At 47.5% G+C, this 17159-nt stretch carries 11 protein-coding genes; all 11 read right to left on the bottom strand.

The annotated features are described in order from the left end of the window. Window positions 1-55 precede the first annotated feature (55 nt). Window positions 56-1234 carry a TolB-like translocation protein gene (locus AC58QO_RS00275; protein ID WP_497262958.1) on the bottom strand — a complete coding sequence of 393 codons (1179 nt, stop codon included), beginning with the start codon at window positions 1232-1234 and terminating at the stop codon, window positions 56-58. Beyond that, a complete protein-coding gene (locus tag AC58QO_RS00270; protein WP_497262956.1) occupies window positions 1222-2511 on the bottom strand; it encodes a glycoside hydrolase family 28 protein in 1290 nt (429 codons plus the stop codon). The genes AC58QO_RS00275 and AC58QO_RS00270 overlap by 13 nt, the downstream gene beginning before the upstream one ends. Window positions 2512-3239: 728 nt before the next feature. After that, window positions 3240-3911 carry an ABC transporter ATP-binding protein gene (locus AC58QO_RS00265; RefSeq protein WP_497262954.1) on the bottom strand — a complete coding sequence of 224 codons (672 nt, stop codon included), beginning with the start codon at window positions 3909-3911 and terminating at the stop codon, window positions 3240-3242. A gap of 76 nt (window positions 3912-3987) precedes the next feature. Continuing rightward, entirely contained in the window at window positions 3988-4491 is a 504-nt protein-coding gene (gene sigK, locus AC58QO_RS00260) for an RNA polymerase sporulation sigma factor SigK (protein WP_497262952.1), read from the bottom strand. 197 nt (window positions 4492-4688) lie between these two features. Next, a complete protein-coding gene (locus AC58QO_RS00255) occupies window positions 4689-7250 on the bottom strand; it encodes a glycoside hydrolase family 2 protein (protein WP_497262950.1) in 2562 nt (853 codons plus the stop codon). A gap of 29 nt (window positions 7251-7279) precedes the next feature. Continuing rightward, window positions 7280-8749, bottom strand: coding sequence for a sucrose phosphorylase (gene gtfA / locus AC58QO_RS00250; RefSeq protein ID WP_497262948.1), 1470 nt, complete (start codon window positions 8747-8749; stop codon window positions 7280-7282). Between the two features lie 37 nt (window positions 8750-8786). After that, window positions 8787-10301 (bottom strand): FGGY-family carbohydrate kinase, encoded by a 1515-nt coding sequence (locus tag AC58QO_RS00245; RefSeq protein ID WP_497262946.1) that lies wholly within the window; start codon window positions 10299-10301, stop codon window positions 8787-8789. A gap of 25 nt (window positions 10302-10326) precedes the next feature. Then, the gene (locus tag AC58QO_RS00240) at window positions 10327-13365 is read right to left on the bottom strand and encodes an FAD-dependent oxidoreductase (protein WP_497262944.1); all 3039 of its coding nucleotides are present in this window, start codon (window positions 13363-13365) and stop codon (window positions 10327-10329) included. Between the two features lie 32 nt (window positions 13366-13397). Then, complete coding sequence (locus AC58QO_RS00235) at window positions 13398-15536, bottom strand: Sip1-related alpha-galactosidase (RefSeq protein WP_497262942.1); 2139 nt, start codon at window positions 15534-15536, stop codon at window positions 13398-13400. Window positions 15537-15550: 14 nt separating this feature from the next. Beyond that, the gene (locus AC58QO_RS00230) at window positions 15551-16522 is read right to left on the bottom strand and encodes an ROK family protein (protein WP_497262940.1); all 972 of its coding nucleotides are present in this window, start codon (window positions 16520-16522) and stop codon (window positions 15551-15553) included. After that, window positions 16519-17151, bottom strand: a complete 633-nt coding sequence (locus AC58QO_RS00225; protein WP_497262938.1) for a D-sedoheptulose-7-phosphate isomerase — start codon at window positions 17149-17151, stop codon at window positions 16519-16521. The genes AC58QO_RS00230 and AC58QO_RS00225 overlap by 4 nt, the downstream gene beginning before the upstream one ends. Window positions 17152-17159 lie beyond the last annotated feature (8 nt).

The following is a 17159-nucleotide window of genomic DNA, read 5'->3' as shown; positions in this document are numbered from 1 at the left end:
GTTAGCCTCATTATCATTCGTTAAGATTGAAGCGTTACTACCTTTACATTCATGATTATAGATCGAGACCTCGCAAATCCATCAGGTAAACGTGCCGCCATCCTTCATGCGTTGAATCGAAGGAGATCGCCGTGCCCTGTCGATTCCAGCGTGGATGTAAATCACAGCGGATATCACCGTCCAGTTCAGGCATCGAATAGTACGAGGCCAGCTTCATCCCCCTCATGGTGTGTAAATTGTATATGTACAAATGTCGATAAGAATCGCTATCTGGATAACTGTCATACAGTATGAATCTCCGATCTGGCGAGTAGCTGCAATGTCCATCCTCGAGGAAAAACGACTTGTCGATCGTCTCTACCTCGCGCGTCTTGTCTTTCCACACATACAGTTGAGCCCCCTCATGGTTCGTTGCCGCTTCACCAGCATGAATCGTAAGACGCTCACGATCCCTCCAATGATAATGGGACGCATACCCATAGTCGGCAAGTAAAAATAAATCGGAACCGTCAATATTCATCGTCACGACGGCTGTCTTCCACATATTTTCCTTATCTGGAAAACAACGCACCAGAATGACAAGGCGGGAGCCGTCAGCGTTAAAGGTGATGTGGTTAATCAATATTTTCCTGTCCTCACCATGAAAATACGCTTTCGTAAACTCCCATATTCGTTGCAAGGAAATCGTCAGCCGACTGATTCCTGACAACAGGTCAATCAAATAGATACCATCATTTTGCGAATGGGTGACGTTCGCATAATGGTCCGATTCGCCGGCATAGCCATATCCCGGACGGAAATCGTACATACGGGGGAAATTGATGCTGACTGCATATCGGCCAGTCGGATCGACATTGGCAACCGGCCTTTCTAATTGATGAGACTTGCCCGTTCTCAGATTCAGCACGACGCCTTCATAAGAATTGCCGTTCCTTAAATTATAAATAACGGTATCCAGTGGGTACGCGGGATGCCATTGCAGCATGCTCCCCTGTTGGAAGTTCCATGCAGTCGTTTCTCCGATAACGGTGAAGTTGTTGTTCTGTAAATCTATATAACCAAGCTCGGCTCGATCTTCCGCAAGCGGGAGCCGATCACAAAACGCTACTCTATGGCATAAATGATACCGATCGTTCCCGCTCCATGCAGGTGTGTCATAATAGCCAAAAAAATAATGGCCATCTTCCTTGGTTAACCGCTCTGCCTTCACCAATTCATCCTTTATCCGATCCATTGCTCATCGCCCCCCGCTTCAATATGCGTGTGATTGTAGATAACATTCTCCGAATAGGCGAGACATATCTCATGACGTTTTTGTTCAGCCGCCTCTACGCAGTCGAAAACTTGAATATGCTCAAGTCGCACATTCTTTCCATACGCAATCGTCATATAAGCGGGCTTGATCATAAATTCAGTATCCCGCTGCTCTTTCAGCGTTCGCTTGCCGGTAATCGGTTTGTTTCGTTGGCCGAAAGGCGTATAACCTGTAATGCGCATTGTGACATCTTGAAACGACATATTATCGAGCAAGCTGTCCGGTGCTCCTTGCACAACAATCGTGCTTTGCGTACTGATAAAAAGATCGCGGAAAGCTACATCTCGCACGGAGCCCAACTTTGAGTCAGCATGCCGCTTCTCGATATCGATGAACAGCGGTAACACCGGCTTGATATGGTAGAGGTCTGCTGATTCAATCGTGATACCGCTCATTCGCACCCTCTCCACTGTGCCTCCGTCTTTGACGAATATGCCGATCCCGATCGAGGCATTGATGGTGCAGTGATTGAAATAAATGTCACTGATATTCCCGTACGTCTCCGTTCCTATCTTAATTGCCGTATTCGGTGTCTCTAGGACGCAATTCGTCACGAAGATAGGTCCGCACGCCTGTTGCTCAGTGCTCTTGATTGGGATGCAATCGTCCCCTGTTGACAGGTGGCAATCCGTAATGAAAACATGGCGGCAACTGTCGGGCACGATGCCGTCCGTATTCAAATGATAGCGATAATTCTGTATGGAAACTCTAGTGATATAAACCGTATCGCACTGCTTCAAGTGGACCGTCCAAAACGAGCTGTCCCGAATACGAATATCTTCCAACGTGACCGATCGGCAATTATCGAAGTAGCAGGTGCATACCCGCAGTTCAGGCGGCTGCGGTACCTCCCACCAGGAACCAAACTTCTCCGTGCCGAATCCCCGAATCGTTCCTTTCCCCGTAATACCGAACAATTCGGCATTTGTCGCTTTAAACAAAATCCTACTCTCGTAAACGCCTGCCCAATCTTCACGATAATCGGCACGATCCGTCGAAGCCCAAAGCGTAGCGCCTATTTCCAGATGCAGTATTACCCCGCTCTTTAGCTCGATACTTCCAATCAAATATTCGCCTGTGGGAACGTTAACCGTCCCTCCACCTATCCGGTGACATTCGTCTATCGCTTCCTGAAAAGCTGTGCTGTCCAGTTTCGATCGATCCCCGACAGCTCCGAAAAGCTTCACATTCAACATGTTCGACCACGATCCTTTCCTTATTAAATTCAGTAGAGGATAACCTATTTCATTACATTCAACAAAGATTTTTGAACACGAATGTATCGTAACGTGTTCGAGAATTATCCGTATATATTCATTACCTAACTAGTTAGCTATTTACTAGGCACGCTCACATTTTTATGTATTCTAGTCGGAATATTCCCTACAAAACCAAAGGAATCGTCAGACAATAAAAAACTGCAGAACTCGTCCGTCAGTCGAGCGATATCTACAGTGCATTCTGTGCAATTTGGTTATTTGATTAATGTAAACAACTAATTCATGAACTCGCCTCTTTTCGGGTTGGTGGCATCAGCCGCAGCTGTTGCCTTGACATTATCACCATGTTAAAGTTTGTCGATAATCCAACGTTGGCTGAAACCTGCAAAATCCCCATTCTTTTCCTTTCAAAGCGGCCATGATCATCATCAGAAATGATATATAACGGAACTTTTTGACACTAGAGCGAAATCTCGCATCGCACATACTGTGTTGGGGCATTTCCTTACTCCGAAATGTCGTAGTTGATACGAGCATCCCCCCTTTGCAACCATGATACTTAAACTGTAAAAAGGTGTAGTTTCCTCAAATTATCGAGTAAAAACTACACCTTTGTATAAAAATAAATTGGTTTTTCAGTATCTAACAAATAATCGCATCTATAGTATCTAAATCTTTATTTGCTAAATGGCATTTGGAAGTTTCTAATGCACCAACCGTCCATCCCGAAACCGCACTACCCGCTTCGCCTGCTCCGCAACCTGCCGATCATGCGTAATCACAATAATTGTCCGTCCCTGCTCATTCAATCGCCTGAAAATATCCATGATCTCCGCGCCAGTCTTTGAATCCAGCGCCCCCGTCGGCTCATCTGCCAGAATGATCGGCGGGTCACCCGCCAATGTCCGCGCTATGGCAACACGTTGTTGCTGTCCACCGGACAGCTCCGAAGGGAAGTGTTTCCTGCGATCCAGCAAATCCACAGCTTCCAGCGCTTGCAAGACAAGCGGCTCCCGTTGTTTTCTCGATAATCCCCGATATATCAGCGGCAACTCCACATTTTCATACGCGCTTAACCTTGGCAGCAGGTTAAAGCTTTGAAAAACAAACCCGATCTTCTTATTCCGAATCTCAGCTAGTTGTGAGTCCTTCAAGGCGTGAATCTGCTTGCCGTCGAGCACATACAAGCCTTCATCCGAAACGTCCAAACAGCCGATGATGTTCATCAGCGTGGACTTTCTGGAGCCCGAAGGCCCCATAATAGCAACAAATTCACCTTGCACGATATCCAGCAAAATGTCATCCAATGCTCGAATCGTCTCGCCGCCCATATAGTAAAATTTACTAACATTTTCAATTTGGATTAAGGCTGTCATTGTCTTCGCCTCCATTATTTGATGCCAAATGAATGAAGTCTACGATTCAATTCTTTTACCTCTTCGCCTTATAAAACTAATGATACAGCTTCATGAGCGCCCTTTTTTCGATCCTTGAAACGTAACTCCTTGAAATACCCAGTTCCTTAACAATCTCCCGCTGCGTCCGCTCTTCGCCACCTAACTCCAACCCGAACCTTCCGACTACGACTTCTTTCTCACGGTCGTCCAAAATTTCCAGATTTCTGTAAATTTTTCTCTTTTCAATCTTTAGCTGCACCGCATCCACCACATCGTCCGCCTCGCTGCCGAGGATATCAATCAAAGTAATCTCATTCCCCTCTTTATCTGTGCCGATGGGATCATGCAATGACACATCTTTCCTGGTTTTCTTCAAGGAACGCAGATGCATTAGAATCTCGTTCTCGATACAGCGTGCCGCAAAAGTCGCCAGCTTTGTCCCTTTGTTTGGAGAGAAAGATTCAATCGCTTTGATCAGGCCGATCGTCCCAATAGAGATCAAATCTTCCAAATCTTCTCCGGTATTGTCGAATTTTTTGAGGTTGTGGACACGAAGCAACGTAACTTTTCAAATACCTTGTTGAGATCCAGCTAAGTCACTGACCTCGAATTGTAACACTATCCCTTCTTCTTGTCTTAAAGTTTAATGCCATTTGATACGCGATTTTATTAAATAGGCATTAAAAGAAAAATCCAGTGGGTGTTAGCCCAAAAAACCGGCACAGGATAACCCTGACCGGTTTATTGATCGTATGGCTATTGGACAAACCGCTTATCAGCATTAAGAGCCTGAACGGACAGCACGCTGTCATTCCCGGCACCTTTCCAGGCAGCCGTTACTGTGCGACTCTCCCCCGGGAGCAGATGAAATCCGCTGTGGCTAATATAGACCGAGCCTTTGGCATCCACGGATCGTTCATCATCGATTCGCACAAGCAAGGCTGCACACTCCCCTCTGTTTGTAACGCTGATGCTCCAATTTGGACCATTGCATTCCGATTGAATATCCAGCACCGAGCGCGGAAGCTCCAGCATTGGCTGAAGATTTTCCTTCGTGGTGAACAGATAACGATTAGAGGCAATTACAATACCAGATGGCATCTTGAGCTGGAGTGTAAGAAAAAACAGATTTCCATTAATCTCAGGTAATTGACAGCTAATATCTCCGAAACTTTCCGCTTGGTTAGCTCCCACGTTTATCGTGCGACTGCCGCTTGCAAAGCTGTTGCCGAAAGCTCCTTCCATTGACCAATGAAGCTCAGCCTCTGTGTAATCCTGGGTATCGCCGTTTGTCACCCACATTTCCGCTTCAAAATTTGATTCGTTCGCCCACGCCTGCTTCGCGAATTTTGCCGTTACAGAAACTGTGTTGTACGCCTGTGCCGAGGCATAAAACAAATGCTTCGGGCGGCCGTAATAATCAACGGCCGATGTGCACGCTGCCATGGGATAAGGTTCGTTGAACATCCACGGCAAAACGCCGCTGTTGCGGAATTTCCGAGCACGATTCCTTTCGATGGCGTAACGTACACCCTCTGCCTGCAAGAATTGGGTCGCTTCAATGGCCGTTTCAAGATCGGGAAGCTCACCGAAGATGTCACGCCATTGTTTTTCCTGTACCCACCAGGAGCCTAGGTGATACCACACTGGGTTTTGCAGCGTAACAGGCCAGCGGTTTTCCGGCTTCAGCGTCGCTTCCAGCGCTTTTAAGTTCGTGAGGCCGTCCGCACCGAATTCGCTGTGTAATAAATTAGCTCCCGCATTGAAAAGCGTATATTGTGCAGTTAATCCTTCATGGTGCCAAGGACCATGAACATCGTGCAGGTCGTCCGGCCGATTCCGACTCATATTGATACCGTTGAACGGCAGTGGACCTGACGGTGAGCAAGGCAGCCATAAGCGGTCCGGATCCAGTCGTTTAACTGTCGCTTTGAGCGCTGCAAGCACAGGTTCTTCCCCGTTTAATGGAAGCTTATCCAATGACTCCAGTTCATTGCCCCCGCACCACAGCACGAGTGAGGGATGGTTCCGCTTGAGGGGGATGAAGCTTTCCGCTTCCTGTATGACTTGGCTGATGAACGACTCGTCTTCTTTCGGCTTACTGTTAAAAGCAGAGCTGGTCAGGTTGAACTCCTGCCAGACCATGATTCCAAACCGGTTGCACAGGTTGTAGAAAGCATCCGTCTCAATTAGGCCCACACCATTGACCCGAATTAGATTCACGTTTGCTTCCTTCGCAAGCATGAGCAGATGCTCGAGCTTTTCCAAGCGCTCTACACCGTAAAGGACATCAATCGGCACCCAATTATACCCTTTGACATAGACCTTGCGGCCATTCAAGGTGAAGGTGTACGACAGTGCCGTCGGATGTGATGTTTCATTAGGCGAGAACTCCACCTTTCGGATGCCGAACTCGGTCTCTTTACGATAGATGAGCTCGTCTGATCCTGTCTCCTTGACATTAACGGTCAGCTGGTATAGTGGCTGGGCACCTTCTCCGTTTGGCCACCACAGCTCGGGATTGTCAATGGGCAGCATGACCTCGAGACTTGTTACTCCCTCCGACAGCGTTTGACTGTAACTGCTAATGTTGGCAACTTGGCACCCGTTATGATCGATAACTATTTCAACTTCAGCCGATAATTGTTTCTCTGAAGATAGCTCGATGCATACAGTAACCTCCGCACGAGTAAAATCCTTATTCAGCTGGGGCCGGGCGTAAACATCCTTGACCGTTACCGATCCGGAAAATTCAATGTACACCTCCTGCCAAATACCTAAATGAATCATACGAGGTGTAAAATCCCACCAATAATTCATTCTCGTTTTCGTATGCCCGACTTTGGACGTTCGCCCCATCTGGGACTCGGAAGGAGGAGCCGGATCTAGGACCACGGTCAACAAGTTATCTGCCCCGTATTTTAAATGGGAAGCGACATCATACTCGGCAGGTGTAAACATAGACTCATGGGTGCCTAACAGCGTGCCGTTCAGGTAAATATGCGCACTGTAATCAATACCAAGGAGGTGAAGCCGTGCGCATCTGCCCTCGTTCTCTGCTTCAACAAAAAACGTCTTGCGGTATACCCAAGAGCGCTGCGGAATCCACTCCAGCATAAGGCTGTTTTGTTCAAAATAAGGATTAGGCACGGTCCCATTGTCCCAAAGGTCCTGATGAATGCTCCCTGGAACCGTCGCCGTAATCCACGGACGCGGATCAGTCGGCTCGTAACTTTCTACCTGTTTTGTCCGCCATGCCTCGTCGATAAAATCCAGTATTTTCCAATTATTTCCATTTAAATAGAGCTTCCTATTCATAGCTGATCCCTCCATACTGTTGGCGTTATTTAGACGAAATATTGACTCATTTCACCGTTATTTTCTACATAATCGATGACGGTTCGCTTCGTTTTCAAATCGATAAACAACGTACAAGAGTGGCTATCCTTGTGCCAGGAAAGATGAACTTCATCCTTAGCAGATTCCAGAACTTTAAAATCTCCATCAAAGGCGGGATATTCGTTTCTGAATCTAATAAGCTTTAACAAGCGTTGAACAACGTCTTTTTCCAAAGAAGCTTCAATTTCTTGCATGGTGTAGTTGTGACGGTTCATTGCTCGATTTTCCCCCGTCGCTTTGACAGCCTCATAATCATTTTCTCCTGCCAATAAGCCAACATAATACACTTGCGGAATACCCGGAGCAAAAAATTGAATCGCCCTAGCCGCGATATAGGCATCATCATTGCGACCCAGAACCGTATAGTAGGTTCCGCCAATTTGGTGAACATCAAAACCGCCTTCGCCTTTATGCTCATCGGAAACGATCAGGCTAAGCGTTGAGCCTCTTTCTACACATAGATCGACTACATTTCTTGCAGCTTTCGTATCGACCACATCATTCAAATCTGGCAAAACAGGAATACCGTCATGGCAATCCAACATGGTAAATTGCTTGCTGGGACGTACCTTTAAATAGTCACAAAGCTTTTCGCTAGAGTTATTCAGCATCGTTTCAAGAATCGTATAAGGCAAAATAAAATCATAGATCCAGTAGCCGCGTTCAGCCAGTTTGTTTTGGATTTTGTAATGAGCATGCACTTCAGGCAATAGCTCAATGCCTTGGGAATCGGCCATATCCTTAATCCAATCAAGGAAATCGTAGATTTCAGGCTCTACGAAGAAACAGCTTGTTCCCAGCTTCTTAATAACAAAGCCGACCGCATCCAGTCTCACTGTCTTCACATTATTTTGGGAGAAGTTGGCGAAGAAATCCGTTAAAAGCTGTTTAACCTTCTCTGATTTAATATCGAGGTCAATCTGCTCGGAAGGATCTTCCTTGCCGAATGTGGTCCATACGGTTTCCTCGGTACCCGTTTCTTCAATTTGAAAAGTAGAATAGGGTCTCGGTCTTCTCAAGAAAATCTTATCGACATCCTCGGTGACAGGCTTTCCGTCCTCCCAGACCTTATCTAACGTAATAAACAGATCTGCATATTCGGATTTGCGTCCATTTTTCAAAAAATCCTGAAAATACGTCGATTTCCTGGAAATATGGTTAACCATTAAGTCGACAAGCACATCATAATGGTGACCTATCGCCTTTATTTCCTCCCAGGTTCCAAACGCAGGCTCAATTTCCAAATAAGTTAACGGTGCAAAGCCCCTATCCCCTGACGAAGGAAACGGAGGCAATATATGAATGCCACCTTTAAAAATATCTGAAAAATAATTGCGCAGCACGAGATGAAGGGACTTTAAATCTCCCCCAAGGGAGTCTGGGTACGTAATCAGCTGTACTTGATTCTTCTGTGGCATCGTAGTCCTCCTAGCGTTGAGATGTATGAATTATCGATTAAAATACATTACTAGACTGTTGTCTTAACCACATGTCATATTCTAAAAGCATTGGTCGAAGATGAGTGAAGCCATTCTCGAAGATGGACTGGTACCGATCGTGATTTGCGAGATCTGGCCTATAAATTTGCAATCTTCCTGTAGGAACAACACGCATCGCCTCTTCAAAGGAAGAATACACACCGGCACCGACCCCAGCCGTTAACGCCGCGCCGAGCAGCGTCGCTTCCGGCAAATCGGGATGATGCAGCTCGATACCCGACACGTCTGCTTTAATTTGAAGCCAGTGCTTGTTTTTGGCCCCGCCACCAACCACAACCAACTTATTGATGGGTTCTCCGCCTACTTTTTCAGCTTCAAGTCGCAACCATTCCATATGGTAGGCATTTCCTTCCAGAATAGCTTTGAACATGTCACCGCGATGATGGCGCGCAGTAAGACCAATCCAAGCTGCTTGTGCCATGGCATTCGGAGCTGGTGCACCGCATCCGGATAAATAAGGATAATACAGAATACCGGTCGGGGCTGAAACCTGATTAAGCAAGCCCAGTATTTCCGAATAGGATAATTCTCCTGTACCCAGGAGGTCTCTCAACCATTCAACGGAACCTCCTGACGCAGAGTGACCTCCCATCCAAAACATTTGACCCGCCAAAGGATGACGTCCAAACGCTAGCCCCGAATGGTAATCGTTCTTTCCGAGCGCTCTAGTTCCAAAGCTTCCTACTAACGTTTCGGCCGTGCCCATCGAATTATATACATTGCGCTGTTCAGGTTGTCCTATCGTCAGCGAAGCACATACATGATCATGCCCGGCGAGACAAACCGTCGTCGTTGGCCCTAAACCGAACCTATGACCAACATCTGGGAGAATCTTGCCAACAGCAGTACCCGTTGCAACGACTGTAGGGAAATGACTTTCCTTTAGTCCGAAATGATGAATCAAAGGCAAGTTCCACTCCCGCTTATCCATTCGATAGACGAATGTTCGAGCTGCAAGCGTTTCTTCTTCCGCAAATTTTCCAGTCAGCATGTAGGCAACATAGGAAGAAACGGATAGCCAGACGCTGCCGTTTAATGCATCGGAATGCGTTTCTTGAAGCCAAAGCAGCTTTGACAATCCTTGTTTGAACGAGGGATGCAGTCCACTTTGAAAAAACTGTTCATAAGCGTCAATCTCCTGCTTAATTCGTTTCTCATGAGGAAGTGAGCACGATTCGAACCACGGTATAATCTTCGTTCGAGCCGTACCTGTTTGGCGATCGACAAGCAGCCCGCTTTCAGCCATACTCGTGATACCAACAGAACGAATGGATGTGACTCCTGCAGTAGAGGCAACCTCTTGGATTAACAATCCAATGGTATGCCACAAATCCTGCGGATCGTAGTACACGTAACCTTGTGGATGTTGCTGCTTCTGGTTCATTCGAATTGCTGTAGCAAGCAGCTTCCCTTTTTCATCCGCAATGCCAGCTTTCAAATTCGTTGTTCCGATATCTAGGGCTAGAAACACGGCTGCCACCTCCTTCTAATCACGTTCATCCCTTCTTCTCCTCATAGGCACGTAAAATGGATTCACTGTTCATTTCAATATCCAGCTGCGTCTGAAGTGGATATGTATGCCGATAGGGCTCCTCGTTATCCAGCCAACTACGTAAGCTTGTTGAATTCGTATCAAGCGATTGCCCGCTAATCGCCCGCAGCTGTTGAAGTGCTTGCTTCGCAAGAAGCGATCGGCCATCACTGACATATTGAATCAACACTTCATATCCAAGTCTGCTTCCACACCGGGCAAGCGCCCTGCCAATAACCAGTTCCAGCATCGCTCTTCTTTCCAAAAAATAGTCGGATTGCGGAGCGCTGGTGCTCATCTGGGCATGTAAATATGGAATTCGGTGCAATCGTTCCAATAGAGGAATGACATCGCGATCTCCTAGTCTTTCCGCTCCTTGACTTACCGCATCCACATAATAGTAGAGACCTAGCCAAGTATCTCTAAAGTCATCTTCACTTGGCTGCATCAGCTGGACGACCCTCTCCCATACGGCAATTGCGCGTGAATCCTGCGTTTGTGCAAGGGAGTATAACAAGTAAACGACATCAGGCATCGCACCGTGATCTGGCGGCAGTTGGACATACATCATATCCGCCGTCCGACGCGGAAGCTCAGTACCTTGCAGCTCTTCCATAATCCTTGCGATCAGTACGGGAACAGCTGCTTTACTTCCAAGCATAGCTAATGCTTGCGCCAGTCGGAGCTCCCGTATCCCTGTTGCGTGCCCCATCGCCTCCATCAGGTAAGGAACGATTCTCTGTCCTAACGAGCATATTTCTACGAAAGGAATGCGCTCCCTGTAGATTTCATTCATCCGCATATTGGCATATTCATAGAGCGGTTGGTCCGATTCTATTTGCTCTACTAAAAGTTTGAGTTCTTCATTAGTGTATTTAATAGGCGCAAGTTGTCTTGTTCTAATCGCTTCCGGCAAAATTCCTTCGCGAATTAAGCGATCTTGCAGCTCCTTAATCTCAATGCTCCTGGGTGGAACGCCAGTTCGCACGGCTAATGCAGCGGCAAGCGCGGCTACGCCTCCCAAATTTTCCAAATCAGACTGCATCCGAATAGCAGGGAGCGCATCATGCGTAGCAGAAATGGCTTTTCCCGCTACTAACAAGCCTTCAATCCCTTTCGGCAACAGCAAGCGATACGGAATTTCAATTTCTAAATTAGGAGGGATGAGACCGATATTTATCCAATCCGCCCCGCTAACCCCTTTTACATCATGATTGCTAAAATGAATATTGATCACATCCGGCCAACTACGTTGCAGCAGCTGATCGGATAACTGCATCACGTTTTCGCCAACAATATGCCGGCTTTCCCGTGTAGCGACATAAATGCCATGGTCATGCAATTGCGGGTCGCCTCTCCGGCGTCCTGCCATGATCGCACGTGTGTAGTCCACTATATTCGAAACATCGACCATACTTGTAAAATTATTCTGAATCTTATCGGGTTTACTATATTGCGAGAGGGAATACCACATCACGGTATGGTCTTTCGCAGAGCCGTACACGAATTCTGCTCCTGCAAAAGCAGCCACATCGCCATCGCCGGTCGCATCAACCACGACATCGGCGTAGATCGCAAGAGGTCCCCAACGGGTAGCGACCATCACACCGCATACGCGGTTCTTTTCCATCAACGCTGCATATGTAAAGGCATTGAAGAGCAGATCAACATGTTGACGCTTCGCTTCCTGCTGCAGTGCGAACATCTTGGCTTCAATGTTCCATTTATGACCCTTGTAGCCGATACCTTGCTGCGCAGTTAATACAGCATCATGAATGCGGGCTGCGAAGCCTTCCCTTCGACCAAACCAATAGCTGTCTACCCCGCCAAAGGTCCCAGTTCCACCTAGCCCAGGATTCATATCGATGAGCATCGTGCTTACGCCTTCGCCTCCCGCTGTGATCGATGCGCATGCACCGCTTGAACCTCCGCCGATCACGAGGACATCGACTTTTTTACATGTAGGGACATCCGTTTTTACTAATTTGCTGGCGTTAGGTAGTCCAACGTGATAACCGAAAGAGCTCTCATCTGGCTCTTCTAGTAACTGAGCAGCCAGCTGCATACCCGCAAGTGTTGCTGTAGTCGGATCTAATCTCTGAATCTGCTCGACGAAATGAGACTGTGTTTTCGCCTGCGCTCCATTATAAAGCGGCACTGGTCCGTGAAGCTCAAAGGACGACGAGCACAAATTAGCTTTACGGAAAGCTGAAACGTTCTGTACTAGATAGGAGGTCAATTCCATGCCTCGCAGACGAGCTGCCAGTTCCCGTTCACCAGCTGCTTCAAGCTGATTCTCACTGGTTAATTCCATCCAATATTCCACGTAATAATGCTGTTCATCCCGATAGCCATGTACCAGGTTCACTTTGTCATCCAGCAGTCCCAGACTGCTTGGAACCATGAGTTTATCCGCCTGCTGATCTTCCTCAGGCCAAGTGACGCCAGTAAACTCTAGCGTTCTTGCAAACGCTGCCGTTTTCCCATAAGCAAATGAATCAACAGGATGACCAGTCATCTGTGAGACTACATTCGTTTCCGTCATATCGATTAAACGCTTACAGAGGACCACTTGGCTGCCCGTTTTATTCGCGATTACGAGCCCTTCCAGCGCGTTACCATTCTTAACAATAGCAACTGGAAGTGAAGCATAAAGGAGGGCAATATCGTGCGTAAGCAGCTTATCTTCCAGTGCACGCTTCAACCGGTCAGGATGCAACGGCAAATACGTCTTGTCAGCTGCAAACGTTTCTTCACCAGCTTGCGCAATGACAAATTGAATAAGCTCAGGTCGGTTCAAGCTCGCAGAAAGATCAAGCCACGGACGAAGAGGGGCGGTTAGTTCCCGCCCCAAATACGTACGTGGCTCGATGATCATGACCCGTTGTCCGGCTTTCGCCAATTCCACCGCGCAGGCGATGCCAGCAAAAGACCCGCCAACGATGACAACATCTTTATCTTCCAGAACAGGAGTATCTGCTTCCCAATGGGTCATCTTTTCCATGTCATCTCACCTCATGTGTACACAGCTATTGTTTATTCCGAAACGGTAAGAACAACTTGAAGCTTGTCTTCCAGATTAGGAATTTCAACTTCATACAATTGTTTACTTACCAATACGACAGGAAGCGTCTTGCCATTTACGTCCACGGCTACTTCTCTGCCAGCGCATATGAACCGGAATTTTCCGCCTTCTTTCAATTGGAAGGAAACGGAAGAACCTTCTGACTTCACATGGCTTACTGCATCGGTAGCGACATACTTATCGGTCAAACCAATTGGTGTTGCCGCACCTGCAACTGGAATAAATAAGTAAAGCGCACATTGTGCCGGCTGAAGTACGAAGTTATGGTGTTCATTCGAATGCATAAGCTTCATCTCGCCAGAGAAATGCTCGTAAAGGACGAACTGTTCGCCTTTCAATCCTGGTACGTCTGAAGGGCTTACTGTGCCTGTGATTTCGTCTTTAAACTTACCGATGTGGAATGCAGCTACAACGCCGGAATCTCGCGCCGTGTTCCATAGTTTTAAAGGCACTTTGTCCTTCGTCGGATCGAGGAATAAGCAGTCAGCCGTAGGGCTAGGCGTTTGTTCACAGCGAATAATACTTCCGTTCTGGTAAATAAGCGGCCAAATTTTTGAAGGATCGGTATTGCCTGGCGCGTCGCTGAAATAAACAGGTCCACCGCTGACCGAGCGAAGTACCGCATTTTGAATATCATCATGATTCTTCGTCCAGTACATATCCCAATCGCCATAATAGAACGCACCGTGATAGTAGGAGTTGTAAGCATTTTGCAAAGCATGCTCGGCAAAACCAAATTCATCTTGAGGAACGAAATCATCGCTGTTGCGAGAAACAGAAGATTTCGGACGGTGCCACATATTCTCAGCCGCCATCCCCATACAGTTAATGATCGTGTTGTTAAAATGTAAGGATGCCGATGCTTCCAGTGCCTGATGCGCCGCCGCTGCCGCTTCACCAATCGACCATTCATGCTTCGTGAAATTTACGACAGCGCTTTGGCTGTCCACCTTGACAAAATCGACGCCTTGACGCTCCAAGAAACCATGCCAGGCATGCCAGAAACCAAAACCGCGTCCCGCATCCGGATAAGGAATTAAGCTCCCTTTCGCATTGCTGTAGAGATAGTCGCTATATTGCTTCGCGATTGGAGAATCTGGGTGAATACCGCCCCAATAACCAGCAATCGTATGCCAAACGCCAACCCAGCGAATGCCATGTTGCTCTTTCAGCTTGCGGACCGTTTCGCCAAGCCCTTGCGGGAACTTTTCTTGATCGGCTTGGAAAGAGGATAGCTTCTTATCAATCGTTTGTGACCAACCATCATCGATCATCACCCATTGCACAGGCAGTCCAGCTGCCTGAAGCTCTTCCGCTTTGGTCAGCAAACCTTCCTCGTTGACTTGATGATAAAATGCATCCCAACTACACCAGCCAAGGGAATCCAGAATTTCAGGGTACGCTTTCTGCGCGCGAGGCAGTGTCGGGTAGTCAAGGGCATGTAACGCTGTGTCAACTTGATTTTCCATTAACTGATAAGGATCTGCACCTGTGCCTAGGACAAAAGAAAGTGCCTGACATTTGGTTCTTCCACCTTGATGAGATGACACTCGGATTTGTAATCCTGACGCAGCGCCGCAAACATCTGTACGGAATTCAGGGCCGCAAACGGGCAGCAGATGAAAATAGGAAGCTTCCTTTCCCTTACGCCAAAGCAAAGATTGTGTACGTTCAGGTAACGTTGACCAGTCGTGATCAAAATGAGGTCGAGTCCACCAATCTTTATGCTGATAATTGGCCATTAAACCGTCTACTTGTTCCATTTCCTGCGCATGAATGATAATGCCATTCTGTGCGGCAAAACAGAGCTGTTTCCCGAAATCATTGGCATTGATCAACTCCCCCTGCACCGAGGCCAGCACCACGGAATCATAAGCGCGAAACCGCAGCTGAACAACGGCCGTATCACTCTCATTGCGGAAAATTTGATTCGTTTCCGTATACGCACCGCGCTCATCCGATCCTGCTGTTACATCACTTGCACTGTATTGAAGCGGTATTGCTGGACCATTGTCAGGTGTCACTGTAACACCAATACGGCCAAGAACGGACTGTAAGCCGTTTGAACTTATCTCATTTCCTTGTAGCATAAGGTCCTCCTTCTCTACTTCCGCTGTTGTTCATATTCATGAAGTGCAACCGATAAACTGGCGGCATCTCCGACATTATCTTGTAATCCAGAAGGAACAATTCGGCAAACACCAAGTGCAATCGGTAAAGCTTCACGCTGCAGCTCGGCCATAACCAAAGGTGCTAACATGGCCTCTTGGCGCTCATAGATACTGCCAATGACAATTGTATCGGGATTCAGGATATCCACCAGAATCGCCAGTCCGCGACCTAGCTGCCTACTCACGGTTCGAATCACTGTCATAGCTAGTGCATCTCCGGCATGAGCAGCTTCAAACACATCTTTCGCCGTCAACGCTTTTTGATCGGCCTGTAAAAGTGTCGACTCCCCGACTCGTACACCGTCTTCTACTAACTTTTGAGCTAATCTAGCAATCCCGCCGCCACTGCAAAAGCCTTCGAACGAGCCATATTTCCCATAGCCTAGAGGTCCATCTTCCGCTAAGCGAATATGCCCTACTTCACCGGCCATATCATTGGCACCGCCATAGATGCGACCATTTAAAATAAGCCCGGCACCCATGCCGGTTCCAAATGTCAAGAAAACCATATTTTCCGAACCACGTCCGGCTCCCCATTTCCATTCCGCCAACGCACAAGCGTTAGCATCATTTTGCAAGCCGACAGGGACGCTGAAACGATCTCGGAAAGGCGTCAACACATCAATACGATCCCAACCAGGCAAATTAGGAGGAGACAAGACCAAACCATCTTTACTGCTCAAAGGACCGCCGCAGCTTATACCGATGGCCTGTAAAGTACCTGCATTGTTGCGCTTCAGCAATTGTTCCAACGCATCGCCAAGCTGCACTAGTGCCTTTTCGGGCGTTGCAGGTGTCGGGAAGCTTATTTTATCAATGATGTTAACCGTCTCAGAAGCCGATCTTCCAAGTACCGCAGCACATTTCGTACCTCCGATATCAATGCCGCCTAGCAGGAGACTCATACGAAGAATGCCTCCTCTAACATCATACAAAGCACATGATAGATCGGAAGATGGCGTTCCTGAATGTCTGGTGTTGAGCTGTACGGCACGCGAACGATGACATCGCAAAGTTCTTTCAGTCGACCGCCGCCGTCACCTGTTAGACCAATCGTCGTTACGCCCATTGATTTGGCGACTTGTACAGCGTGAACAATGTTGGCAGAGTTCCCAGATGTACTGAAAACAACGAGGGTATCCTCTTGTCGACCGTACCCATACACTTGCTGCGCGAATACCATATCTGCTGCTACATCATTATTGAATGCTGTTGCAAAGGCTGTATGGCTCACTAGTGAAATCGCTGGAAGCGCTCCCTGCAAATGATCCGCTAGGTAAGTCCCCTGCTCTTCGCCGTGAACCATCATCAGATCTCTTTGCTTCTTAGAGAGTTTACGAGGCGACATAAAACCTTTCATTAATTCGCCTACCACGTGTTCACAGTCCGCTGCACTTCCTCCGTTGCCGGCCAGCAGCATTTTGCCTCCCTTTTCAAACGAGAGCTTCATCGCCTCAAATGCAGCTTGAATGGATGCACGACATGGCTCCAAATCTGGATATTTCACGAAAAGTTGCTCAAACGTTGTACTCATGCGCCAAT

Source organism: Paenibacillus sp. J31R30 (assembly GCF_059692115.1).
This window is presented reverse-complemented; position numbering and strand designations above follow the sequence as displayed.